This window comes from Methylobacterium sp. 77 (assembly GCF_000372825.1).
In the GTDB taxonomy this organism is placed as follows: Bacteria; Pseudomonadota; Alphaproteobacteria; order Rhizobiales; family Beijerinckiaceae; genus Methylobacterium.
The window spans coordinates 3,525,955-3,549,135 of record NZ_KB910516.1 but is presented as its reverse complement, the minus strand read 5'-3'; the positions used below and the strand labels follow the sequence as shown (position 1 = coordinate 3,549,135).

Here is a 23,181-nt window from a genome sequence, read left to right as displayed (position 1 = left end):
GACCACGTGCTGATGCGGCTCCGCTTGGCGTGTGGGGGCCGCGCTGCTATCTCCCGACGCGCGTCCACACACCAAAAAGCCGTGCGCCGGGCCCGTCCTTACGCCGACGGACCGCGACCGCGCCGGAGACAGACCCCTCGATGACCACCGTCCCCATCGACAACATCCGCAATTTTTCCATCGTCGCGCATATCGACCACGGCAAGTCGACGCTGGCGGATCGGTTGATCCAGACCACCGGCACGGTGGCCCTGCGCGACATGAGCGAGCAGATGCTCGACTCGATGGACATCGAGAAGGAGCGCGGCATCACCATCAAGGCGCAGACCGTGCGCCTCGAATACAAGGCCGAGGATGGCAAGGATTACATCCTCAACCTGATGGACACCCCCGGCCACGTGGATTTCGCCTACGAGGTGTCCCGGAGTCTCGCGGCCTGCGAGGGCTCGCTCCTCGTGGTCGACGCCTCTCAGGGCGTCGAGGCGCAGACGCTCGCCAACGTCTACCAAGCGCTCGACGCCAACCACGAGATCGTGCCCGTCCTCAACAAGATCGACCTGCCGGCTGCCGAGCCGGAGCGCATCCGCGCCCAGATCGAGGAGGTGATCGGCATCGACGCCTCCGAGGCGGTGGCGATCTCGGCGAAAAGCGGCCTCAACATCGAGGCGGTGCTCGAAGCCATCGTCAAGCGCCTGCCGGCCCCGAAGGGCGACCGCGACGCGCCCCTCAAGGCCCTGCTGGTGGACAGCTGGTACGACGTCTATCTCGGCGTCGTGGTGCTCGTGCGCATCGTCGACGGCGTGCTCAAGAAGGGCATGAACATCCGCATGATGCGGGCCGACGCCGTACACGGTGTCGACAAGATCGGCGTGTTCCGGCCGAAGATGGCGGATATCGGCGAACTCGGCCCCGGCGAGGTCGGCTTCTTCACCGGTTCGATCAAGGAGGTCGCCGATACACGCGTGGGCGACACGCTCACCGAGGACAAGCGGCCCTGCAAGGAGATGCTGCCGGGCTTCAAGGACGTGCAGTCGGTGGTGTTCTGCGGGCTCTTCCCCGTCGATGCGGCCGAGTTCGAGACCCTGCGCAGCGCCATGAGCAAGCTGCGGCTCAACGACGCCTCGTTCTCCTATGAAATGGAGACATCGGCGGCGCTCGGCTTCGGCTTCCGCTGCGGCTTCCTCGGCCTGTTGCACCTCGAGATCATCCAGGAGCGCCTGGAGCGCGAGTTCAACCTCGACCTCATCTCGACGGCGCCCTCCGTGGTCTACCGCCTGCAGATGACCGACGGGACGATCAAGGAGTTGCACAACCCGGCCGACATGCCGGACGTGATGAAGATCACGGCGATCGAGGAGCCCTGGATCCGCGCCACCATCCTCACGCCCGACGAATATCTCGGCGGTGTGTTGAAGCTCTGCCAGGACCGGCGCGGCACCCAGGTCGACCTCAACTACGTGGGAAAACGCGCCATGGTCGTCTACGACCTGCCGCTCAACGAAGTGGTGTTCGATTTCTACGACCGCCTGAAGTCGATCTCCAAGGGCTATGCGAGCTTCGACTACCACATCTCGGATTATCGCGAGGGCGACCTCGTCAAGATGTCGATCCTCGTCAATGCCGAGCCGGTGGACGCCCTCTCGATGCTGGTCCATCGCAGCCGCGCCGAGCATCGCGGCCGCGCCATGTGCGAGAAGCTGAAGGACTTGATCCCGCGCCACCTGTTCCAGATCCCGGTCCAGGCGGCCTTGGGCGGCAAGATCATCGCCCGCGAGACCATCAAGGCCCTGTCCAAGGACGTGACGGCGAAGTGCTACGGCGGCGACATCTCGCGCAAGCGTAAGCTCCTCGACAAGCAGAAGGAGGGCAAGAAGAAGATGCGCCAGTTCGGCCGCGTGGAGATCCCGCAGGAAGCCTTCATCGCCGCGCTGAAGATGGACGATTGAGCCGCTACTTTGGAGGACGGAATCGGATTCTTGCCGCTTCGGTCCTCCGGGACGCCCATAACGAAGCCTTAACGAGTCTGACTCAACGTCGATCATCCGAGGCAGCGAGGCCCGCTAAGCGATGGGCGTGACACGTACCAGGCACCGATACGGGAGCCTGGGAGGGAGTACCGATGGTCCTGCTGCGTCGACTCGCCCGCAGGCTTCGCTCGGCGCGTAGCTGGATCGCTTTCGGAATCCTGGCGCCGGTCGGCATGGTCGTGGTGTCCGGCATCATGTTGCTCGACCTGCGGCAGGATGCCTGGGACAAGGCCGAGCAGACCTCGCGGAACCTTCTGCAGGTCATCGAGCGCGACATCGCCCGCAATATCGAGATCATCGATCTCTCTCTGCAGGGTGTCGCCGACAATGTGAAAAATCCGACCTTGGCGGATGTGTCGCCCGAACTGCGCCAGCTGATCCTGTTCGACCGGGCGATCACGGCACAGGATATGGGCGTGCTTCTCGTGCTCGACGAGAAAGGCGACAGCATTCTCGACGGGAATGCGATCCCGGCGCGCCCGACCAACAATTTCGATCGGGACTATTTCCAGGCGCACAAGGCCCAGGGCGGCCGTGGCCTCTATATCAGCCGGCCGCTGATCTCGCGCCTGACGGGCGCCCGGGTGATGGTGCTGAGCCGTCGTCTCGACAGGGCGGACGGATCGTTCGACGGAGTGGTTCTGGGAACCCTGAAACTGTCCTACTTCACTCGCCTGTTCGACAGCATCGGACTCGGGCGCGAGGGCGCGATCAACCTGTACCTGCACGATGGCACGCGCATCATGCGCTACCCGTACAAGGAGGAGGATATCGGCGTCAGCATCGCCGGATCCTCCAATTTCAACCGGTTCGTTCAAACCGTCAGCGGCAGCTTCGTCGGAGCCTCCAGCCGCGACGCGGTCCAGCGGCACTATGCCTTCACGCAGGTCGGGTCGCTGCCGTTGATCCTCAACGTCGCCTTGTCGGTGGATGAGATCGAGGCCGAGTGGCGGGCGAAGGCCATCGTCATCAGCGCCGTCGTGCTCGCCCTCTGTGGCCTCACCATCAGCCTCTCGCTGCTGTTCGGACGGGAGCTGAACCGCCGCGGCGCCATGCAGGCCGAACTCGCCCGGCAATCGCTCACCGATGCGTTGACCGGCTTGCCGAACCGCCGCCGTTTCGAGGAAGCGCTGGCGACCTTGCGGGGTGAAGCCCTTCATTCCGGCAAGCCGGTCGCGCTGCTGGTCATCGATGCCGATCACTTCAAGCGCTACAACGACCGCTATGGACATTCGGTCGGCGACGACGTGCTGCGTAAACTCGCTCAGTGTCTGTCGGACAGCCTTCAGCGTCCCGTCGACCTCGTCTGCCGGGTGGGCGGCGAGGAGTTCGTGATCCTGGTCCAGGACGGCGATGAATCCGCGGCCCTGCGCATCGCCGACAGGGTCCATGCCGAGGTGGCGCGCCTGTCCGTCGAATCGGCGCAGATCGCAGCCGGATCGGTGACGGTCAGCATCGGCGTCGCGACGATGGGCGCCCCCGGAGGAGACCTCCTCACGCCGTCCGACCTTTACCGGCTCGCGGATGCCGCCCTCTACGAGGCCAAGGCCAACGGCCGCAACCAGACCCGCTGCGCCGAGCGTCGTCACGGGACGGGGGACCGCCGGCAAGGCGGCGTTCGCCTGACGGGCGCCCCTGCCTGAAGCCGACTGAGACGGGGGCACTGCCTCGGCGTTGCGCGGATTTCGCGGGAACGCTCGGCATCGACAGCCGCGAGACGGCTTGAATGGCGGTCACAGACAACCTGTGTGTGGCTCCGATCGCGACTTGATGGGCAACCTGAGGTATATTATTTCGCTCCTCTCTTGAAGGAGCCGCCGATGCCGATCGACGATGACGCGCTCGGCGCGATAGTCGCAGAACTCCTGACGCGTCCGGGGCATGAGAAGGTGAGAGCGTTGCTCTACCGTCTGCTGACCGAGGCCCTCGGTGCCCGCAGCGAGCAGATCTTCTTCGAGAGAAAGATACCTGAGGTTAGAGGTCGCCTCGACGCGTTGCTGGGCCGGACGATCGTCGAGATCAAGTCCGACCTGCGCAGGGAAGGCAGGGAGGCCGAGGCGCAGCTCACGCGTTATCTGCCGGAACGCGAAGGCGCCACCGGCCAGCGCTATGTCGGTCTCGCCACCGACGGTGCCTCGTTCCTGGCCTACGAGATGAGGGACGGCGCGCTGGTCCGGCTCACCGAGCACGAGGTGAGGCTGACGGAGGCGCGCGGCCTCACCGCCTGGCTCGAAGGCGTCATCGCCGTCCTCGACTGGCTGCCGGCGGACGCCACCGGGATCACCAACGAACTCGGCCGCCAGAGCGCGGCCTTCGCGCGGACCCTCGGCCTGCTCGCCAAGGCCTGGGATGCGCTGTCCGCCGACCCGGAGGCGGTGCTGAAGCGCCAACTCTGGTCGCGCCATCTCGGCTTCGTCTACGGCAAGGCCATCGACGACGATACGCTGTGGCTCCAGCACACCTATCTCGTCATCCTGGCCAAGGCGATCGCTGCCGGAACCATGGGAGCGACCGGCCGCTCGCCGGAGGATTTGCTGTCGGGGCGCGCCTTCCACGAAGCGGGGGTCCACGGCGCGGTCGAGACGGATTTCTTCGGTTGGGTGCTCCAGGCGCCGGGCGGAGAGGCCATCGTCGCCAGCCTCGCGGCGCATGCCGCCCGGTTCGATCTCGGCAGCGTCGATGTCGATCTGCTCAAGGTTCTCTACGAATCCCTGATCGATCCGGCGCAGCGCCACGATCTCGGCGAGTATTACACGCCGGATTGGCTCGCCCGGAAGGTGGTCCGGCGCGCCATCGACCGGCCGGCCGAGCAGACCTGCCTCGACCCCGCCTGCGGCTCGGGCAGCTTCCTCTTCCATGCCGTGCGCCTCAAGCGCGAGGCCCTGATCGCGGCAGGCGTGCCCCTCACGGAGATCGCTTCGCGCTGCTGCGCCTCCGTGACGGGGTTGGACGTGCACCCGGTCGCGGTCATCTTCGCCCGCGTGACCTACCTCCTGGCCCTGGGCGATGCCCTGCCGGGGCGCGGCGGCGATATCTCGCTGCCGGTCTATCTCGGCGACGCGCTGCAATGGAACGTGAAGCGCGACGCCTTCGAGAGCGACCTCGTGGTCGAGGTGCCGCGCGATCCCCGCGAGGGCAGGAAGGGGTCGCCGACCCTGCGCTTCCCCCTCGGCCTCTGCGCCGACCCGCCGCTGTTCGATCGCGTGGTCACGGCCATGCACGATGCCAGCGAGGCCGGCCGCACGGCCGAGGCCTTCGCCCGAGGTCTCGCCGGCCTCGGCATCCCGGCCGAGCAGCACGAAACACTGCGCACCACCTACGCCACCTACGACCGATTGCGCCGGGCGGGCCGCGACCATGTCTGGGGCTTCTTCGCGCGCAACCTCAGCCGCCCGGTCGCCCTGTCGGATGGCGCCAGGGTCGATGTCGTCATCGGCAACCCGCCCTGGCTCTCGTATCGTTTCATGGCTCCGGCGCTGCAGGCGCTGTTCCGTGATACGGCGCGTCGGCTCGGGATCTGGGTCGGACCCGACGAGGCGCGGCTGGTGACGCAGACCGACCTGTCGGGCCTGTTCTTCGCGCGGGCCGCGGAACTCTACGCCCGTCCTTCCGAGGAGGGCGGGATGGGGGGACGGGTCGCCATGGTCCTGCCGCTCGCCGCGATGAGCCGCGGCCAGTTCCGTGCCTTCCGCACCGGCGACTGGACGGGCGTCCGGGTCGCGTTCTCCGAGGCCTGGATGCTCGACAATCAGGCGGTCTCGCCGCTGTTCAGGGTCCCGACCTGCGTGCTGTTCGCCGATGTGACGGCGGGGGAGGCCCGGCCGATGCCGGGGCGGGTGACGGCTTTCTCGGGGCGGCTCCCTTCCAAGGATGTGCCCGAGGAGGTGGCCGACCGGTGTCTGCGTCAGGAGCAGGCCGATGCGCCCGCGGCCGCGAATTTCAATGCCGGCTCACCCTATCGCCCACTGTTTCATCAAGGTGCCACTCTGGTCCCGCGGATGCTGTGCTTGGTGGAGCGTGTCCAGGCTGGTCGACTTGGTGGCAATGCCGCTGCGCCTCTTTTGCGGAGTCGCCGTTCCGCACAGGAGAAGGCACCTTGGCGAGATCTGCCGGCTCAGCAGGGCGCGGTCGAAGCTGCCTATGTCCAGCCTGTCTATCTCGGCGAATCAATCGCGCCCTTTCGCGTCCTGAGACCCTTCGAAGGCATCGTGCCGGTGACGTCCGGTGGGACTATGCTCGACGCGAAACAGGCCAGCGACCGCAGTGCTCCCCGGCTCGGAGCATGGTTACGGCAAGCCGAGGCAGAATGGGCACAACACGGCGCGGGGCGCATCTCCCTGAAACAGCGCTGGGATTTTCAGCGTGGGCTATCCTCACAGTTTCCGATGCCGCCCATACGCGTTGTCTTCACCAAGGCTGGAAAGTGGCCTGCGGCTTGTATCCTCAGGGATCGCCGCGGGATCATCGATCACAAGCTCTACTGGGCCGATGTTCCGACTGACGAGGAAGCGCGCTTCCTCATCGCCATCCTGAACAGCGAAGCCGTCCGCATCCGCATCGCCCATCTGCAAAGTCGGGGGGAGCAGGGTGTGCGTGACTTCGACAAGCTGATGTTCACGCTTCCGATCCCGCGCTTCGACCCTCGCGAGGCGGTCCATGCCGCATTGGCGGCGGAAGGCGCAGTCGCGGAGGAGATCGCGGCCTCCGTCGTGCTGCCGGCGGAGGCCTCGTTCCAGCAGGCGCGAGCCCTGGTGCGGAACGCCTTACGCGAGGGGGGCGTGTCGGCGCGCATCGATGCCCTGGTCGAGACGCTCCTCGGCCCCGACCCGCGCCTTGCCGTGGCGGACCGCATCGCCGAGCCCGTCTTCGAGGACGCGGATGCCTGACGGCTCTATTCTGCCTTGTCGCTCGCCTCGTCGAGGGTCTTCTCGGCGGGCGGTTCGGCGATCGCCACCGCCTTGCGCTCCAGCATCGGCTTGAGGCGGATGGCGAGTTCGCCGCCGAGATGCTTGGTGTAGGCGATCTTGAAATAGCGCTCGCCGGTGCCGGTGCCGAAAAGGCGGTCGTGGGTGCGGATCATCGCGTCCACCTCGGGCCGGCACAGGAAGCCGATGATCCCGGCCGCCTCGTACCACCGGCCCGCCCTGGCGTGACGCATGGCGGCCGGGTTGGCCATCACTGTCTCGGCGAAGCAATCTGTGGCCGCCTGTTCCAGCGGCACCATGGCCGCATGAGCGGCGTGGTCGGGGGTGCGCGGGACGGCGTTCGCGACGCTGGCCGTCACCAGAGGGATCAAGAAAGCGCTAAACAGCCGAACCTTCATCGCCCACAACCCCTGAAGTCGATCGATCCCGATTCGTTGCGAGTATTCAACGAAGACTTGGACCGGAACAGGGCCTGTTGCACTGCAAGATCGTCGACTCACCATTTCGTGAGTCGGCTGTGCTCAGCCGATCACAGGTGCCGCGTCAGCCCCGCTTCTCGGCGTTCCAGCGACCGGTGCAGCGGATCATGCCGTTGCTCGACCAGGTGCCGTTGCCGTAGCCGCCACGATCGAGCTGTCCGACGACGTTGGCGCCGTCCGAGCCGCGCATGATCGTCGCCCGCACGGCGCCGTTGCCGGAGACGCGGCCCCGGATGTCGAAATCGCCGCCCGGATAGCTCGCCTCACCCTTGGCGATCCGGACGCCGTAGCGATAGGCGCGGTCGCACGGTCCGTCCTGGGTGATGACTTCGATGCTCCAGTTGCCGTCGTAGCGATTCGGCACCGAGACCTTTCGCTTGGCCGCCTCCGCCGTCCCGAGGGAGGTGGAGAGGAGGGCGAGGGCGCCGGCGGCAAGGAGGAAGCGTCGCATCGTGGCCTGTTCTGCAAAGACGGGATCGGGGCTGGAAACGTCCCGGATCCCGTATCGGTTGCGGTTCACGCCTTCGAAGTCTCGCTCGGCGCGGCGTGCGTGGCCTCGCTCAGCGCGGCTTGAAGGAGCGCGAGGAGATCGCCTCCGGCATGGAGATAGGCATCGACGCCGGCCGCTTTGAGCCCCTCCGCGAGGTCACCCGGCTTGCCCGCGAGATAGACGGTCGTCGCGCCGGCGGCCTTGAGGGCCCGGGCCGCGTCGACGGCATGGGTCGCGTAGAGGGCATCCGACGAGCAGAGGCAGGCGATGCGCACACCGGAGGCCGCGAAGGCCCGGCCCAGGACTTCGCTCTCCGAGAAACCCTCTTCGTTCACCGCCTCGATGCCGCCGGCCGCGAAGGCGTTGGCGGCGAAGGTCGAGCGGGCGTTGAAGACGGCGACCGTCCCGAGATTGGCGAGGAACACCAGGGGGCGCCCACCGGTCCTGGCGAGATAGGCGTCGGAGGCGTCGCGCAGCGCCTCGTAGGGCTCGGCGAGACGTAGCGAGGGCAACGGCTCGCAAGTGGTGGTGCCGGTCCCGCCGAGAGCGAAGGCGGGTGCCAGCGTCTGGTTGGGCGCGAGGTCGAGGACCGTCACCGGCTTCTCGGCGAGGAAGGGGAATTCGCTCGCCCCGGTCAGCGGCTCGCGGCGCGTGGCGATGTTCTTCGTGCGGGTGGCGCGGGTCTCGCCGATACGGGCCTGGACGGCGCCGGCCTGCAGGCTCGCGACGATGCCGCCCTCGCGTTCGATCGCCTGGAAGGCGGCCCAGGCCGTGGTGGTGAGTTCCTCGGTCAGCGCCTCGAAACCGCCGGCTCCGGCCGCCGGATCGGCGACGCGGGCGAGGTTCGATTCCTCGATCAGGACGATCTGGCTGTTGCGGGCGACGCGCCGGGCGAAGGCATCGGCGAGTCCGAGCGAGGCGGTGTAGGGCACGATGGCGACGGAATCCGCGCCACCGAGGCCGGCCGAGCAGGCCGCCATGCCGGTGCGCAGGATGTTCACGAACGGATCGCGCCGGTTCATCATCCGCCACGCGGTCTCGGCATGGAGGCGCAGCGGCTTTGGGTCGAGCCCGCAGGCGGCCTCCACCCGCGCCCAGAGCCGGCGCATGGCGCGGAACTTGGCGATGGTCAGATACTCGTCGGCATCGGCGACGAGCAGGATGGCGACGGCGTCACGGGCGCGGGCGAGATCGTGTCCCCCGGCTTCCAGCATGCGCAGATAGGCGACGGCCGTGGCCAAAGTGGCGGCGAGTTCGGCGGCCTCGCTGGCGCCGGCCTCGTGATAGGGGCGCCCATCGGCGAGCATCGCCCGTCCTGTGAAGCCGGCCCCGTCGAACTCCGACAGCAGCGACGACACCGCCGCACCGATATCGGGAAGCGCCGCATCGAGCCGGCCGGTGGCGGCGAGGGTGCCGATGGGGTCCAGGCCGAGGTCGAGATCGAGGGCGCCGAGATCGTCGTTCCGGTGCGCGGCCAGCGCCTGGACCAGCCGGGCCGCCTCGAGGCCGCGCCCGCCCGCATCGAGGCGCGTCGCGATGAGAGACAGCATCACGCCGGACAGCGCCGTGTCGAGGGTCGGCACGTCTTCGGCAGTAATCCCGAAACCGCGCGCGGAGACGGCGCCCGAAAAGACCAGAGTGAGCGCGTCGGCGCCGCCTTCGAGATCGGCCATCGCGAGGTCGTGCGCGGCCTGCGCGTCGGGATGGTCGACCCGCTGGGCGATGCGCCAGGGGCCGGGGGCGCGCATCGGCTGCGCCACGGGGGCGGCCGGCTCATAGAGCGGCTCGATCCGGATGCCGTCCGCCGTCTTCGAGACGAGCCGCTTCTCGAAATCGCCGCCCTTCAGCACGCCTTCCACCAGACCGAGCCAACGCTCGCGGGTCGGTGTCGGAAACAGGTCGGCGAGGGGGCGATCTTCCATCGTCAGGGCCTTGGCACGCGCTTCCGCCGGCCGCTTATGGCCGGACTTTGTCGGCGACAGCCCTCGCACGGCGTGGCGTGCTGGGCAACACGCCGCGCCTATCAAAGAAGTCAAGGCGGGGGCAAAGAAAACGCCTCCCGCCGTCTGCTTGCCGCGCCGGATCGCAGCCCGCGCGCGGGCCTCGTCATCCGAACAGGATCAGTCCCGCGAAGCCGAGGGAGCCGACGATGATGCGCCACCACGCGAACAGGCGGAAGCCGTGCGAGGAGACGTAGTCGAGCACCGTGCGTACGACGATGAAGGCCGAGATGAAGGCCACGATGAAGCCGATGACGATCAATCCGGCATCGTCCTTCGACAGGTTCTTGTAATTGTCGAGGAGATCCTTGGCGAAGGCGCCGGCCATGGTCGGGATCGCGAGGTAGAACGAGAACTCGGTGGCCGAGCGCTTGTCCGCCCCCATCAGCATCGCGCCGACGATGGTGGCGCCCGAGCGAGACACGCCCGGGATCATCGCGAGGCACTGGAAGAGGCCGATCTTGAAATCCATCGGCAGGGTGAAGTCGAAGACGTCGCGTTTCTTCACCTCGAGGTCAGTCTCGTCGAGAACGAGGAGGACGAGGCCGCCGGCCACCAGCGTCGCGCAGACGATCCAGGGATTGAACAGGTAGAACTTGATGTATTTCGAGAACAGGCCGCCGATGATCGCCGCCGGCAGGAAGGCGAGGAGAATGCCGTAGACGAAGCGCCGGGCGTTCGGGTCGCTGGGGAAGGCCTTGGCGATTCCGAGCAGGCGGCGGAAGTAGACGGCGAGGATCGCCAGGATCGCGCCGAGCTGGATCAGCACCTCGAACGTGTTGTTGGGCGACTGGAAACCGATGAAATGGCCGACCAGCAACTGGTGGCCGGTGGAGGAGACCGGGATGAATTCGGTGGCGCCCTCGACGACGGCAAGCACGACCGCCTTCACGATGCTCATGGCATCCATCATGTCATCGCCTCAATTGTTTCGGGTTGGGAGCGCGGTTCGCCAGAGGGTGTCGACGATCAGGGTTGACGAGCGGTTACCGGGCCATGTTCAGCGTGTTAATGAGGCGGCAATGATCGGGCAATAAATCATGCTCGCCGACCCTCTTGCACAAGCGGCTCCGACACGGCGCGTCCCGCGATCCCTTCCCCTCCGAAACGGCCTCTATGGCGACGCTTCACCATTCCCCCTTCTGCCCGCATTCGCGCTTCATCCGCCTCGTGCTCAGCGAGATGGGGATGGAGCCTGCGCTCGTCGAAGAGCGGGTCTGGGACCGCCGCGAGGCCTTCCTGCTCATCAATCCGGCGGGTACGACGCCGGTCCTGGTGGAGGAGACCGGGCTTGCCGTGCCGGGTGCGGGCATCATCGCCGAATATCTCGACGAGACCCGCGGTCTCGGCCTCACCGGGCGCCGGCTCCTGCCGGAAACCACCGCCGAGCGCGTGGAGGTCCGTCGCCTGCTCGACTGGTTCCTGGTGAAGTTCGACGCGGAGGTGACCGGCTATCTCGTCACCGAGAAGATTTCCAAGCGCTTCATGACCAGCGCCAATGGCGGCGGTCCGCCGGACATGCACGCCATCCGCGCGGCGCGGACCAATGTGCGCTACCATATGAAATACATCGGCTATCTGATGTCCCGCCGGAAGTGGATCGCCGGCGACCATCTGACCTATGCGGATCTCGCGGCCGCGGCCCACCTCTCCTGCGTGGATTATCTCGGCGACGTGCCATGGGACGAGGACGAGACGGCGAGGGACTGGTACGCGCGGCTGAAGTCGCGCCCCTCGTTCCGGACGCTCCTGGCGGACCGGGTGCCGGGCATGGCTCCGGCCGACCATTACGCGGATCTGGATTTCTGAACCTTCCGGCAGGCCACCCCCAGGGCGAAGGCAGAGAACGGGAGGGCAAGCAGGCGGCCGGTCGCCGTCTGCAGCGCAAGATCCTGTCCGGCGATGCCCTGAGGCAGGCCGTCGAGGCGCGCGCCCGCCATCTCGGCTTCGATTCCGTCCGGGTCACGACACCCGATGCCGTGCCCGCCCTGCGCGAGCGCCTGCCGGCCTGGCTCGCCGCCGGGCATCATGGCGACATGGATTGGATGGTGGAACGGGCCGACCAGCGCGCCGATCCGGCCATTCTCTGGCCGGGTGTCCGCAGCGTCGTGATGCTGGGCATGAATTACGGCCCGGAGACCGACCCGCTCGCGCTGCTCGCGCTGAAGGATCGCGGCGCCATCGCGGCCTATGCCCAGAGACGCGATTATCACGATGTGTTGAAGGGCAAGCTGAAGGAGCTCGGCGGCTATCTGTCCGCCAAGGGCGACGTCCGCGTCAAAGTCTTCGTCGATACCGCCCCGGTGATGGAGAAGCCTCTCGCTGCCGCCGCAGGTCTCGGATGGCAGGGCAAGCACACGGTGCTGGTCTCGCGTGAGCACGGCAACTGGCTGCTGCTCGGCGCGATCTACACCTCGGCCGATTTCGCGCCGGACCTGCCCGAGGCCGACCATTGCGGTTCCTGCCGCCGCTGCCTCGATATCTGCCCGACGGCCGCGTTTCCCGCGCCCTACCAGCTCGATGCCAGGCGCTGCATCTCCTACCTCACCATCGAGCACGAGGGGCCGATCGCGCCGGAATTCCGCACCGCCATCGGCAACCGCATCTTCGGCTGCGACGATTGCCTCGCCGTCTGTCCCTGGAACAAGTTCGCCGTCACCGCCTCAGAAGGGCGCCTCGGCGCGCGGGCCGACCTCGCCGCACCGCCGCTCGCCGAACTGGCGCGCCTCGACGACGCGGCGTTCCGGGCGCGGTTCGCCGGCACGCCGGTGAAGCGCACGGGGCGCGACCGCTTCCTGCGCAACGTCCTCATCGCCATCGGCAATTCGGGCGCGCCGTCGCTGGCCGCCGAAGCGGAGCGCTGCCTCTCCGACGCCTCGCCCCTGGTGCGCGGCATGGCGGTGTGGGCCTTGGGCCGCCTTGTCGGCGCAGCGGCGTTGCGCGACCTTTTCAACAGCCATGCCATCGGCGAAACCGATGGCGACGTCGGCGCCGAATGGCGCGCGGCGCTGGATCACGCGGGAAACACGGCGGCATGAATCTCTTCGTCTTCGGCCTCGGCTTCACGGCGCGCCGCTTCGCCGAGCGCGCGGCCGGACGGTTCGACCGGATCCGCGCCACCGTCACCGACCCGACGCGAGTGGGCGCCGGGCTCGGTGACGTCGCCCTGCGCGGTTTCGGCCCCGATGCGGATGACGCGCGGATCGCGGACGATCTCGCCGATACGGACGTCCTGCTGGTCTCGGCCCCGCCATCGCGCGACGGCGACACGGTGCTCGCCCGCTACCAGGATGCCATCTCCGAAAGCCGGATCGGCTGGATCGGCTATCTCTCCACCATCGGGATCTACGGCGATCAGCAGGGCGCCTGGATCGACGAGACCACGCAGCCCAATCCCACCAGCGGTCGCTCGCACGGTCGCATCGCGGTGGAGAAGGCCTGGCTCGATCTCGGCGAGCGGACGGGCAAGGCGGTGCAGGTGTTCCGGCTGTCCGGCATCTACGGGCCGGGCCGCAACCCGATCGTGAAGCTGCGGGAAGGCAAGTCCCAACGCATCATCAAGCCGGGTCAGGTGTTCAACCGCATCCATGTCGACGACATCGCGACGACGCTGCTCGCCTCCATCGACAGGCCGCGCAACGGCGCGATCTACAACGTCACCGACGACGAACCGACGCCGCCGCAGGTGGTGACGGAATATGCGGCCGGGCTCGCCAACCTGCCCTTGCCGCCGGAGATCGACTTCGAGACGGCGGATCTGAGCCCGATGGCGCGCAGCTTCTACGGCGAGAACAAGCGCGTGCGGAACCGACTGATCCGCGAGGAGCTCGGGGTCGATCTCGCCTATCCGACCTACCGTGAGGGGCTCGCCGCCCTGGTCGCCGACGCCAGAGGCTAGGCAGCGTGATCCTCGTCCCGGGACCGGCCCCGATCAGTCAGGAGAAGCGGCATGACGGACCCTGCGCGGAACAAGGCGAACGTGATCTCCTTCTACGAGACGATGTTCAACGACTGCCAGCCGCGCGAGGCGATCGCGCGCTATGGTGGCGACGAGTACATCCAGCACAACCCGCATGTGGCGACGGGTAAGGACGGCTTCATCGCTTACTTCGAGCGCATGGCGCGGGAATGGCCGGGCAAGCGGGTCGAGGTGAAGCGAGCGGTGGCCGAGGGCGATCTGGTCGTCCTTCATTGTCTGCAGCACTGGCCGGGCAGCCACGATTACGCGGCCATGGATATCTTCCGGCTCGATCATCACGGCAAAATCGTCGAGCACTGGGACGTGCTGCAGATCCTGCCCGAGGCGTCCGCCAATCCGAACGGGATGTTCTGAGCCGTGGGCGGCTCGCTCGACCGCACCGCAGCCTCGTCATTCAGGATGCTTGACGGACGGGCGGGCGACGGTAGCGCGACGTCCGACCGATCCGACCTTCACCCTATCGCGAACCGAACCACGTTTTCACGGCCGCGCGACGCTGGCCGGGAGCGGTTCCACAAAGCCTCAGCTCGTTTCGGGACGAGCCGCGATCCGATCGAGCGCCGCCATCGTCTCGTCCGGGAGCGTGAGGGCTGCCGCCGCCAGGTTTTCGTGCAGGTGCCCGAGTGACGATGTGCCGGGGATCAGCAGGATGTTGGGCGAGCGGGCGAGCAGCCAGGCGAGGGCCACCTGCATCGGTGTCGCGCCAAGCCCCTCGGCGATGTCGGTGAGGGCCGTCGACTGAATCGGGCTGAAGCCGCCGAGCGGGAAGAACGGCACATAGGCGGTGCCTCGAGCCGCCAGCTCGTCGATGAGCGCGTCATCCGCCCGATGCGCGAGATTGTACGCGTTCTGAACACAGACGATCTCCGTGATCGATCGCCCCTCGGCGACCTGCCGGGCCGTCACGTTACTCAGGCCGATCCGGCGGACGAGGCCCTGGCGCTGAAGCTTGGCGAGGATGGCGAGGGGCTCCGCGATCGAGCCTTCCGCGGGGCCGTGCACATCGAGCATGATACGCAGGTTGACCACGTCGAGCGCGTCCACCGCGAGATTGCGGAGATTGTCGTGGACCGCGCGCGTGAGTTCCTCCTCGGAGAAAGCCGGATTCCACGACGCGTCCTCACCGCGCTTCGCACCGATCTTCGTGACGATCACGAGGTCGTCCGGGTAGGGGTGAAGCGCTTCGCGGATGAGCTGGTTGGTGATGTGAGGGCCGTAGAAGTCGCTCGTGTCGATGTGGTTCAAGCCTCGCGCCACCGCCTCGCGCAGGACGGCGATGGCACCTGCCCGATCCTTCGGAGGACCGAAAACCCCCGGCCCCGCCAATTGCATCGCGCCGTAGCCCATCCGCTTCACGGTGCGGTCGCCCAGGGCATAAGTCCCGGCCTGTGCGTTATCGGTCATGGTCGCCTCCGTTGTGATGAGAGGACATGTAGACCCGGCCGGATCGTGTGATAATGCGGGCTAGTCGGCACGGGCCGTACGAAAGATCGCACAATGGCCGATGATCTCGGGGATCTCGCCGCTTTCGTCACCGTCGCGGAGGCAGGCGGGTTTCGTGATGGCGCGCGGGCGAGCGGAACGAGCGCATCGGGCTTGAGTGAGGCCGTCCGCCGGCTCGAGGCAAGGCTCGGCGTCAGGTTGCTCAATCGCACGACGCGGAGCGTCGCACCGACCGAGGCGGGGACGCGCCTGCTGGAGCGGCTGACGCCGGCCTTGAGCGAGGTGAAAGCGGCGCTCGATGTCGTGAACGGCTTTCGCGACCGCCCGGCCGGCACGCTCCGGCTCAACGTGCCGGTCAGCGCGGCGCGGCTCGTTCTGCCGGCGATCGTTCCGCCTTTCCTCGCCGCCTATCCCGATATCCGTCTCGAAGTGGTGGCCGAGGACGGATTCGTCGACGTGCTGGCCGCCGGCTGCGATGCCGGGATCCGCTACGACGAGCGCCTCGAACAGGACATGATCGCGATCCCGATCGGGCCGAGGGAGCAGCGTTTCGCAACGGCCGCCTCGCCGGCCTATCTCGATCGCCATGGGCGTCCGTCCCACCCAAGCGAGCTGCTGACCCATGCCTGTATCGGCGGACGCTTCGCCAGCGGCGCGATGACGGCGTGGGAGTTCGAGCGTGACGGGGAGATCGTGCGCGTCGATCCCAGCGGTCCTCTCGTCGTCCGCGTCGGTGCCGCCACGGATCTCGCCGTGGACGCCGCCATCGCGGGGACCGGGATCATCACCCTGTTCGAGGATTGGCTACGGCCACATCTCGACAGCGGCGCATTGGAGCCTGTTCTGGAGCCCTGGTGGCAACCGTTTTCGGGGCCATTCCTGTACTATCCCGGCCGTCGCTACCTTCCCGCGCCGCTGCGGGCCTTCGTCGATTTCGTCGGCCGGCAACGCCCCCGTTCCTGATTCCGGACATCGACCGATGCCCGGGCTTCCCGGTCAGGTGAGGAATCTCCGCTTCCGGGAAGGAACGGTAACGGAGCGTTCGACGCCGGCTCAGGCCGCGCGTTTGTTCGCCGCCGGGGTGAAATGGCCGATGTAGCGGGCGGCGATGGCCGAGACCGGCAGCACGACGAACACGTCCGTCGTGCCGAACTGATGGTCGATGACGGCGCCGTCTCCGAAGGTGGCGCCGACGCGCAGGTAGCCCTTGATCAGCGGCGGCAGCGACTGGAGCGCGGCCTTCGGGTCCACCACCTCGCGCGGCATCCTGTCCATGGCGACGTGGCGTCCCGGCAATGCCCGCGCGCGCCAGGGCTCGGGGGCGCGGGCATGGTGGTGCAGGAAACTCAGGGCGAGGGCGAGCTTATCGGGGTCGGTGCCTTCCAGGCTGGCGCAGCCGAGCATCGCATCGATGCGGTGGTGCTGGACATAGGCCCAGATCCCGGCCCAGAGCAGCTCGACCGTGCGCTTGGTCCGGTACGGCTTGAGCACGCAGGAGCGGCCGAGTTCCAGGAAGCGCTTGCCCGGATGGGCGGCCAGAAGCGGCGCGATGTCGTATTCGCCGGCGGTGTAGAAGCCGAAATTGCGGTCGGCCGCGTCCTGGCGCAGCAGGCGGTAGGTGCCCACCACCTTCGGTCTCGGGCGTCGGAAGGGTTTCGCCTCCGTCGCCGCATGATCGATCACCAGCAGGTGGTCGCAGACCGTGTCGTAATCGTCGATGTCCCGCCGCGACAGCAGGGACATGCCGGAGGCGACCGCCGACATCTCCTGGTAGAACACCTGGTAGCGCAGGCGCTGGGCGCGGCGGATCTCGGCGACGGTGGTGGCGAGGCGCACTTCGAGATCGCCGATACGGCCGAGAATCGGGTCGAGTCCCGGAGCAGCCAGCGGTTTCTTCAGGCGCGGCTTGAACCTGATCGGCGTCGCGCCCGGAGGAACCAGGGCCCTCGCACCGAAGCCCGGAAGGCTCGAGAATCCCGGAAGCCCGGCGAGTCCCGCATTCCCCGCTTCCAGGCGCTTCTGCTTGAATCGGGCGATGGGCGCATGGACATGCGCTTCCCAGCCATTGAGCCAGGCCGTGGACGCATCGCGTGCGAAGTTCGGGACCATCGTCCATTCCGCTCTGTCGGACCCGCGAGGCCGGCGCCCGATGGAGCGCCGGAACCTCGTGTCCGCGAGGCCACATCATCACGAAGCCCGAACGCTTTTATGACAGGCTTTTGCTTGAAACCAGAGGCGGTTAGTGAAGGAGAAAAATGGTTCGCCGGCGCCATTCCCATGGGTAGCCGCCGAACCTTCCGCGCACTCTCGCTCCCTGGGTCGATGCCGGAGAGGAGAGGGGTATCGAATCGGCCTCAGACGAACTGGTTGAGGCCGGGGATCGCACCGACGATCGGTCCCATCACGTCTTCGCCCGCCTTCTCGCGACCGAAGGCGAAGAGCTCGCTGCCGAGGGGTTGCATCTGCCCCATGGGGACGCCCGCCGCCATCAGCTTCTGGCCGAGCGCCATCACGCCGCCACCCATCATGCCGCCGAGCATGCCCATCAGCCCGCCGCCGCCTTCACCTTCGTTCGACTGGGCCGCCGCCGCGTCCGCTCCGGGCATCGCCGCGAAGAGTTGGGCGACCTCGGTGGCCGGGCCTTCCTTCTGCAGGAACGCGAGGATGTGGCCGATGGCCGTCTGCGCCGTCGCGGTATCGAGGCCGGTCACGGTGGTGACGCGGGCGATCAACTCTTCCATGTGCAAATGCTCCAACGCATGCGGGTTCGTAGTCCATCTGGCCTGTCCGCGCTGAAATCAAGCGCTGGCGGCGGCGGCGCTGGAAAATGCCACCTCGCGGCTGCATAACGCCAAGGTCGATGCGCTGGGCGCGACGCGGGACGGTGGGATCAGGCGATCATGCAGAGCGACGGCACCATCCTCGTCGGCAAGAGTGGCACCAAGCCGGAGGCGCTCAGCCTCAGGCTCGCCAACCGCCACGGCCTCGTCGCCGGCGCAACCGGCACCGGCAAGACGGTGACGCTGCAGGTGATGGCCGAGGGCTTCTCCAATGCCGGCGTCCCGGTCTTCGCCGCCGACATCAAGGGCGATCTCTCGGGCTTGGCGGCCGCGGGCGAATCGAAGCCGGTCTTCGTCAAGCGCGCCGAAGAGCTCGGGATCACCTACGAGCCCGACCGCTTCCCCACCGTGTTCTGGGACCTGTTCGGAACACAGGGTCATCCGATCCGCTGCACGGTCATCGAGATGGGGCCGCTGCTGCTCGCCCGCCTGCTGGAACTCAACGACACGCAGGAAGGCGTGCTCAACATCGCCTTCCGCGTCGCCGACGACAATCAGTGGCCGGTCCTCGACCTGAAGGACCTGCGCGCGCTGCTCCTCTACTGCACCGAGAACCTCAAGGAGATCTCCGGCAAGTACGGCAACGTCTCGGCGGCATCCGTGGGCGCGATCCAGCGCCAGCTCCTCATGTTGGAGAACCAGGGCGCGGACCAGTTCTTCGGCGAGCCGGCCCTCGATCTCAACGACTTCATGAAGGTCGACCGCGAGGGACGCGGCATCGTCAACATCCTGGCCGCCGACAAGCTGATGCAGCGGCCGCGCCTCTACGCGTCGTTCCTGCTCTGGATGCTGTCGGAATTGTTCGAGCAGCTGCCGGAGGTGGGCGACCTCGACAAGCCCAAGCTCGTCTTCTTCTTCGACGAGGCGCATCTCCTGTTCAACGATGCGCCCAAAGCCCTCCTCGATGCCGTGGAACAGGTGGTCCGCCTGATCCGCTCGAAGGGGGTCGGCGTCTATTTCGTCACCCAGAACCCCCTCGACGTGCCTGAAACGGTGCTGGGGCAGCTCGGCAACCGCGTCCAGCACGCGCTTCGCGCCTTCACGCCCCGCGACCAGCGCGCGGTGAAGGCGGCCGCGGAGACCTTCCGGCAGAACCCCGGCTTCGATGTCGCCTCGGCGATCACCGAACTCGGCGTGGGCGAGGCCCTGGTCAGCTTCCTCGAGGCCAAGGGCACGCCGTCGATCGTGGAGCGCGCCCTCATCGCCCCGCCCCAGGGCCGGGTCGGACCGCTCACCGAGGCCGAGCGCGCCCAGCTGATCGCGAACAGCCCGCTGCGAGGGAAATACGACGCCGCGGTCGACAACGAGAGCGCCTACGAGATTCTCGCCAAGCGCAAGAACCTCGATTCGGCTCCAGCCGAGGCGGCGCAGCAATCGGAGGGTGGCTTGAGCGGCATGCTCGGCGGCCTGCTGGGCGGCGTCCTCGGCTCGAAACCCGCCGCTAAGGGCGGTCGCCGCCCGCCGCCGAGCCTCGCCGAACAGGTCATCGGCAACGCCGCCCGTTCCATGGCCCGCAGTGTCGGCACGCAGGTCGGCAACGCAATTTTGCGGAACGTGCTGGGCGGGTTGATGAAGCGGTGAAGTGTAGAACCTGTCCGCATCGGAGATCGGCGTAACCAGACTTTCGACGAAGGATAGAGGCGTCCGTCGCTGAGTTTCATCGGCGAAACACGGCGATGCACTGTTACCCTGTGCCGAGGCCGACTTTGACGTCGATGGTCGTGGGCCGCTTGCGGTCTGCGTTCATACGCAGCGATGGTCCCGTGTACGATCGAAGAGGACGCTGTGGCGTCCTCGGTGACACATTGACACGACACCCCTCCCACGCTTATCCACCGGCACTCGCGCGGCTTCCTCGACGAAGTCCGCGCGTTTCGCGTTCGCGCAACGGCTCGATCCGGTGTCGCGGATGACCTGAACAAGAAGACGGTCCAGGCTCACAAGGCCGGAGGCCGGCAGAGAACACGAAGAGAGAACGATGTTCGCAGTCATCAAGACGGGCGGCAAGCAGTATCGCGTTGCCGCCAACGACACCATCACGATCGCCACTGTCGAGGGCGAGCCCGGCTCCGCCGTGACCTTCGGCGACGTCCTGCTGTTCACGGACGGCGCGGGCGCCACCCAGGTCGGCGCGCCGCTCCTGTCGGGCATCAGCGTCGCTGGCGAGATCGTCAGCCACGGCCGCGACGCCAAGGTCATCGCCTTCAAGAAGCGCCGCCGTCAGAACTCGCGCCGCAAGCGCGGTCATCGCCAGCACCACACCGTGGTGCGCATCACCGGCATCAGCGCCTGACGTTCTGATCGAGACATTTCGGAGTTAAGCCACCATGGCCCATAAAAAAGCAGGCGGTTCGTCCCGCAACGGCCGCGATTCGGCCGGTCAGCGCCTCGGCGTGAAGAAGTTCGGTGCCGAGGCCGTCATCGCCGGCAACATCATCGTTCGTCAGCGCGGCACCAAGTTCCATCCCGGCGTCAATGTCGGCATCGGCACGGATCACACCCTGTTCGCCAAGGCGGATGGCCGCGTGTTGTTCCAGGTGAAGCGCGGCCGCGCCTTCGTCGCCGTGGTGCCGCACCAGGAAGCCGCGGAGTAATCCACGGCCTCCCACGGCGCGGCGTGCTCCCTCGGGGCTCGCCGCCACCACGATCGTCTGACATCGAAGGGAGGATGGCGCACCATCCTCCCTTTCGTCGTCTGCGATGTCGCCGCCTGACGGTGTCGTGTTCGGCAACGGTTCCGCGATGACGACGCTCAAACTCGTACTGGCGGGGATCGCGGCCATCGGTTCGGCCGCTATCGCCCTCGTGGTTCTGAACGGCCGAGGCGAGACGCCCGCTACTCCGGTCGCGGACACTCCGAGACAGTCGCGGAAGAGCCCGACGCTCTATTGCGAGTTCTACAATGTCGTCGGGCGAAGCCCCAAGGTCGGCTTCACCTTCGCGATCTCGGACCACGACTCGCGGCCGGTCTTCGCCCAGGCGAACCAGTTCGAGATGGACGGGACGCGGACCGAATTCGGCCGGGAGGCGCCGCGCCCGGTCTGGACTTTCGACGATGCGCAGGTTCCGGCGACCCTCACGTCGCCGGATGGCGCTATCGTCATCAATCTCTACGCCTACGACCGGACGAAGTCGGGTGAGGCGTGGTTCGAGGCCGGCCTGCGCAGCGTGCAGTATCTGAACCTCGACGGGAAGTGCCGTCAGGGCGCAGCCTGAACCCGAACCCGCATGTGATTCGCCAAGGTCCGGATCCCGCAGGACCCGCCCTCGGCGCATGAACGACAGAGACGAGAACACCCGTGAAATTCCTCGACGAAGCCAAGGTCTACGTGCGCTCCGGTGACGGCGGCGCGGGATGCGTGGCCTTCCGACGCGAAAAATTCATCGAGTTCGGCGGCCCCAACGGTGGCGATGGCGGCCGTGGCGGCGACGTCTGGGTCGAGTGCGTCGACGGCCTCAACACGCTGATCGACTACCGCTACCAGCAGCACTTCAAGGCGAAGAAGGGCGAGCACGGCATGGGCTCGAACCGCCACGGCGCCAACGGGGCGGATGTGGTGCTGAAGGTGCCCGCCGGCACCGAGATCATCGCCGAGGACGGCGAGACCCTGATCGCCGACATGACCCATGTCGGCCAGCGCGTGCGCCTCGCCAAAGGTGGCAATGGCGGCTTCGGCAACGCCTATTTCACCACCTCCACCAACCGTGCGCCCAAACACGCTAATCCGGGGCTCGAGGGCCACGAGCAGTGGATCTGGCTGCGCCTGAAGCTCATCGCCGATGCCGGCCTCGTCGGCCTGCCCAATGCCGGCAAGTCGACCTTCCTCGCCACCGTCACGGCGGCGCGGCCCAAGATCGCCGACTACCCCTTCACCACCCTGCATCCGGGGCTCGGCGTGGTCCGCTCGGACGAGCGCGAATTCGTGCTCGCCGACATTCCCGGCCTGATCGAAGGGGCCCATGACGGCGTCGGCCTGGGCGACAAGTTCCTCGCCCATGTGGAGCGCTGCCGCGTGCTGCTCCATCTCGTCGAGGCGACGAGCGAGCATGCCGGCAAGACCTACAAGCTCGTGCGCAAGGAATTGGAAGCCTATGGCAACGGCCTCGCCGACAAGCCCGAGATCGTCGCCCTGTCGAAGGCCGACATCGTCGATCCCGACACCTTGAAGGAGCAGGTCGCGCGCCTGAAGCGGGCATCGAAGGTGAAGCCGCTGATCCTGTCCTCGGCCACCGGTCTCGGCGTGCAGGACGCCCTGCGCGCGATCACGCGAGAGATGATGGAAGCCAAGGCGGCGGAAATCGCGGCGCAGCCGGCGGAGGCGTGGCAGCCCTGAACGAGCGTATTGTCTGCGGCGCGACTCGGGGTAGAATGAGTCTATGTCGGTCGAAGTCCTTTATCTGCTGAGGAAAGACGATCCGGGAGGCACGCTCCGGGATCTGGACGAGGTTACCCTGCTTGCGGAGGCGATGACCGATGACGGCGCGACGGTTCCCGCAGGCACGGCGGGGACGATCGTCGGCATCTGGCGTGACGGCGAAGCGTTTGAAGTCGAGTTCGCGCTTCCCGAGGGAGCATTGGCGACGGTGCGTGCCGAGGCGTTGACCCGCACGCGGCGCAGTGCCCATTGAGTCGAGATCTGCCTTCGATCCGTGGTCTGACGATCAGCGAAGACAAGGTGACTCGATACCTTCTCAATACCGATCATCCGCGCGGTGGCCCGAAGGCCAGATTTTTGCTCCGCTTCGGCTTCGACGGTCATGAGCCGCGTGTTCTCCAGGATTCGCTCGCCGATCACCTCCTCCTCGCTCCTGATGCTTGGACGGTCTCAAATGCGCAGAGCGACATCAAGATCGTGTGCGAGGGGCCGATGACCTCGCCGGATGGGCGGCACCCCATGATCCGATCCGTCTGGATGCTGGAGAATGAGTTTGCCGCCTTCGTTACCCTGGTTCCACTGACGCGCGGTCAGCCAAGGTCGACGCCGTGAGGTGGAAGGC

22 protein-coding genes are annotated in these 23,181 nt (G+C 67.1%); 15 read left to right on the top strand and 7 right to left on the bottom strand.

Annotated elements, in window-relative coordinates; genetic code table 11:
* The first annotated feature begins 140 nt into the window (after positions 1–140).
* From lepA to A3OK_RS0116840, 3 genes are all read left to right on the top strand, one after another.
* Complete coding sequence (gene lepA / locus A3OK_RS0116850; RefSeq protein WP_019906061.1) at positions 141–1,946, top strand: translation elongation factor 4; 1,806 nt, start codon at positions 141–143, stop codon at positions 1,944–1,946.
* A 173-nt stretch (positions 1,947–2,119) separates the two neighbouring features.
* The gene (locus A3OK_RS0116845) at positions 2,120–3,670 is read left to right on the top strand and encodes a sensor domain-containing diguanylate cyclase (RefSeq protein ID WP_019906060.1); all 1,551 of its coding nucleotides are present in this window, start codon (positions 2,120–2,122) and stop codon (positions 3,668–3,670) included.
* Between the two features lie 177 nt (positions 3,671–3,847).
* Positions 3,848–6,913, top strand: a complete 3,066-nt coding sequence (locus tag A3OK_RS0116840) for an N-6 DNA methylase (RefSeq protein ID WP_019906059.1) — start codon at positions 3,848–3,850, stop codon at positions 6,911–6,913.
* 5 nt (positions 6,914–6,918) lie between these two features.
* Here A3OK_RS0116840 and A3OK_RS0116835 read toward each other — a convergent pair whose 3' ends face one another.
* From A3OK_RS0116835 to A3OK_RS0116820, 4 genes are all read right to left on the bottom strand, one after another.
* On the bottom strand, positions 6,919–7,251 hold the full coding sequence (locus tag A3OK_RS0116835) for a hypothetical protein (RefSeq protein ID WP_245259443.1): 333 nt from the start codon (positions 7,249–7,251) through the stop codon (positions 6,919–6,921).
* A gap of 244 nt (positions 7,252–7,495) precedes the next feature.
* Positions 7,496–7,882, bottom strand: a complete 387-nt coding sequence (locus A3OK_RS0116830) for a hypothetical protein (RefSeq protein WP_019906057.1) — start codon at positions 7,880–7,882, stop codon at positions 7,496–7,498.
* A 65-nt stretch (positions 7,883–7,947) separates the two neighbouring features.
* Positions 7,948–9,843, bottom strand: a complete 1,896-nt coding sequence (locus tag A3OK_RS0116825; protein WP_026597350.1) for a methylmalonyl-CoA mutase subunit beta — start codon at positions 9,841–9,843, stop codon at positions 7,948–7,950.
* A gap of 184 nt (positions 9,844–10,027) precedes the next feature.
* Positions 10,028–10,831 carry an undecaprenyl-diphosphate phosphatase gene (locus A3OK_RS0116820; protein ID WP_026597349.1) on the bottom strand — a complete coding sequence of 268 codons (804 nt, stop codon included), beginning with the start codon at positions 10,829–10,831 and terminating at the stop codon, positions 10,028–10,030.
* A gap of 206 nt (positions 10,832–11,037) precedes the next feature.
* Here A3OK_RS0116820 and A3OK_RS0116815 point away from each other — a divergent pair, with 206 nt between their 5' ends.
* The 4 genes from A3OK_RS0116815 (at position 11,038) to A3OK_RS0116795 (ending at position 14,254) form a co-directional block, all read left to right on the top strand.
* Positions 11,038–11,730, top strand: a complete 693-nt coding sequence (locus tag A3OK_RS0116815) for a glutathione S-transferase family protein (protein ID WP_019906054.1) — start codon at positions 11,038–11,040, stop codon at positions 11,728–11,730.
* A 98-nt stretch (positions 11,731–11,828) separates the two neighbouring features.
* A complete protein-coding gene (queG, locus tag A3OK_RS0116805) occupies positions 11,829–12,959 on the top strand; it encodes a tRNA epoxyqueuosine(34) reductase QueG (protein WP_081631260.1) in 1,131 nt (376 codons plus the stop codon).
* Positions 12,956–13,819 (top strand): SDR family oxidoreductase, encoded by an 864-nt coding sequence (locus tag A3OK_RS0116800; protein ID WP_019906051.1) that lies wholly within the window; start codon positions 12,956–12,958, stop codon positions 13,817–13,819. Before queG ends, A3OK_RS0116800 begins: the two co-directional genes overlap by 4 nt.
* A 51-nt stretch (positions 13,820–13,870) precedes the next feature.
* Positions 13,871–14,254, top strand: coding sequence for an ester cyclase (locus tag A3OK_RS0116795; protein WP_019906050.1), 384 nt, complete (start codon positions 13,871–13,873; stop codon positions 14,252–14,254).
* Between the two features lie 168 nt (positions 14,255–14,422).
* On the opposite strand, the gene A3OK_RS0116790 is transcribed toward A3OK_RS0116795, so the two are convergent.
* Positions 14,423–15,304 (bottom strand): aldo/keto reductase family oxidoreductase, encoded by an 882-nt coding sequence (locus tag A3OK_RS0116790; protein ID WP_019906049.1) that lies wholly within the window; start codon positions 15,302–15,304, stop codon positions 14,423–14,425.
* Positions 15,305–15,397: 93 nt separating this feature from the next.
* Between A3OK_RS0116790 and A3OK_RS0116785 the strand changes: the two genes are divergently transcribed.
* Positions 15,398–16,306 (top strand): LysR family transcriptional regulator, encoded by a 909-nt coding sequence (locus A3OK_RS0116785; RefSeq protein ID WP_019906048.1) that lies wholly within the window; start codon positions 15,398–15,400, stop codon positions 16,304–16,306.
* Between the two features lie 90 nt (positions 16,307–16,396).
* Here the strand turns inward: A3OK_RS0116785 and A3OK_RS0116780 are convergent, their stop codons facing one another.
* Both A3OK_RS0116780 and A3OK_RS0116775 read right to left on the bottom strand, forming a co-directional pair.
* The gene (locus A3OK_RS0116780) at positions 16,397–17,452 is read right to left on the bottom strand and encodes a GNAT family N-acetyltransferase (RefSeq protein WP_019906047.1); all 1,056 of its coding nucleotides are present in this window, start codon (positions 17,450–17,452) and stop codon (positions 16,397–16,399) included.
* A gap of 245 nt (positions 17,453–17,697) precedes the next feature.
* Positions 17,698–18,084 carry a hypothetical protein gene (locus A3OK_RS0116775; protein ID WP_019906046.1) on the bottom strand — a complete coding sequence of 129 codons (387 nt, stop codon included), beginning with the start codon at positions 18,082–18,084 and terminating at the stop codon, positions 17,698–17,700.
* Between the two features lie 159 nt (positions 18,085–18,243).
* On the opposite strand from A3OK_RS0116775, the gene A3OK_RS0116770 reads away from it, so the two are divergent.
* The 7 genes from A3OK_RS0116770 (at position 18,244) to A3OK_RS0116740 (ending at position 23,171) form a co-directional block, all read left to right on the top strand.
* A complete protein-coding gene (locus A3OK_RS0116770) occupies positions 18,244–19,764 on the top strand; it encodes a helicase HerA-like domain-containing protein (RefSeq protein WP_019906045.1) in 1,521 nt (506 codons plus the stop codon).
* 397 nt (positions 19,765–20,161) lie between these two features.
* On the top strand, positions 20,162–20,476 hold the full coding sequence (gene rplU, locus A3OK_RS0116765) for a 50S ribosomal protein L21 (protein ID WP_019906044.1): 315 nt from the start codon (positions 20,162–20,164) through the stop codon (positions 20,474–20,476).
* 34 nt (positions 20,477–20,510) lie between these two features.
* On the top strand, positions 20,511–20,777 hold the full coding sequence (rpmA, locus tag A3OK_RS0116760) for a 50S ribosomal protein L27 (protein WP_018041680.1): 267 nt from the start codon (positions 20,511–20,513) through the stop codon (positions 20,775–20,777).
* 148 nt (positions 20,778–20,925) lie between these two features.
* Positions 20,926–21,399 (top strand): hypothetical protein, encoded by a 474-nt coding sequence (locus tag A3OK_RS0116755; protein ID WP_026597348.1) that lies wholly within the window; start codon positions 20,926–20,928, stop codon positions 21,397–21,399.
* An 83-nt stretch (positions 21,400–21,482) separates the two neighbouring features.
* A complete protein-coding gene (gene obgE, locus A3OK_RS0116750) occupies positions 21,483–22,517 on the top strand; it encodes a GTPase ObgE (protein WP_019906042.1) in 1,035 nt (344 codons plus the stop codon).
* 43 nt (positions 22,518–22,560) lie between these two features.
* A complete protein-coding gene (locus A3OK_RS0116745; protein ID WP_019906041.1) occupies positions 22,561–22,812 on the top strand; it encodes a hypothetical protein in 252 nt (83 codons plus the stop codon).
* A complete protein-coding gene (locus tag A3OK_RS0116740) occupies positions 22,809–23,171 on the top strand; it encodes a DUF6883 domain-containing protein (protein ID WP_019906040.1) in 363 nt (120 codons plus the stop codon). The genes A3OK_RS0116745 and A3OK_RS0116740 overlap by 4 nt, the downstream gene beginning before the upstream one ends.
* Positions 23,172–23,181: the final 10 nt, after the last annotated feature.

Coding starts and splice junctions, on each gene's coding strand:
- A3OK_RS0116755 (WP_026597348.1), top strand. CDS start 20,926: ATGACGACGCTCAAACTCGTACTGGCGGGGATCGCGGCCATCGGTTCG.
- A3OK_RS0116795 (WP_019906050.1), top strand. CDS start 13,871: ATGACGGACCCTGCGCGGAACAAGGCGAACGTGATCTCCTTCTACGAG.
- A3OK_RS0116785 (WP_019906048.1), top strand. CDS start 15,398: ATGGCCGATGATCTCGGGGATCTCGCCGCTTTCGTCACCGTCGCGGAG.
- A3OK_RS0116830 (WP_019906057.1), bottom strand. CDS start 7,882: ATGCGACGCTTCCTCCTTGCCGCCGGCGCCCTCGCCCTCCTCTCCACC.
- A3OK_RS0116770 (WP_019906045.1), top strand. CDS start 18,244: ATGCAGAGCGACGGCACCATCCTCGTCGGCAAGAGTGGCACCAAGCCG.
- A3OK_RS0116825 (WP_026597350.1), bottom strand. CDS start 9,843: ATGGAAGATCGCCCCCTCGCCGACCTGTTTCCGACACCGACCCGCGAG.
- A3OK_RS0116835 (WP_245259443.1), bottom strand. CDS start 7,251: ATGGTGCCGCTGGAACAGGCGGCCACAGATTGCTTCGCCGAGACAGTG.
- A3OK_RS0116815 (WP_019906054.1), top strand. CDS start 11,038: ATGGCGACGCTTCACCATTCCCCCTTCTGCCCGCATTCGCGCTTCATC.
- A3OK_RS0116775 (WP_019906046.1), bottom strand. CDS start 18,084: ATGGAAGAGTTGATCGCCCGCGTCACCACCGTGACCGGCCTCGATACC.
- A3OK_RS0116845 (WP_019906060.1), top strand. CDS start 2,120: ATGGTCCTGCTGCGTCGACTCGCCCGCAGGCTTCGCTCGGCGCGTAGC.
- A3OK_RS0116780 (WP_019906047.1), bottom strand. CDS start 17,452: ATGGTCCCGAACTTCGCACGCGATGCGTCCACGGCCTGGCTCAATGGC.
- A3OK_RS0116840 (WP_019906059.1), top strand. CDS start 3,848: ATGCCGATCGACGATGACGCGCTCGGCGCGATAGTCGCAGAACTCCTG.
- lepA (WP_019906061.1), top strand. CDS start 141: ATGACCACCGTCCCCATCGACAACATCCGCAATTTTTCCATCGTCGCG.
- A3OK_RS0116745 (WP_019906041.1), top strand. CDS start 22,561: ATGTCGGTCGAAGTCCTTTATCTGCTGAGGAAAGACGATCCGGGAGGC.
- rpmA (WP_018041680.1), top strand. CDS start 20,511: ATGGCCCATAAAAAAGCAGGCGGTTCGTCCCGCAACGGCCGCGATTCG.
- rplU (WP_019906044.1), top strand. CDS start 20,162: ATGTTCGCAGTCATCAAGACGGGCGGCAAGCAGTATCGCGTTGCCGCC.
- A3OK_RS0116790 (WP_019906049.1), bottom strand. CDS start 15,304: ATGACCGATAACGCACAGGCCGGGACTTATGCCCTGGGCGACCGCACC.
- A3OK_RS0116800 (WP_019906051.1), top strand. CDS start 12,956: ATGAATCTCTTCGTCTTCGGCCTCGGCTTCACGGCGCGCCGCTTCGCC.
- A3OK_RS0116820 (WP_026597349.1), bottom strand. CDS start 10,831: ATGGATGCCATGAGCATCGTGAAGGCGGTCGTGCTTGCCGTCGTCGAG.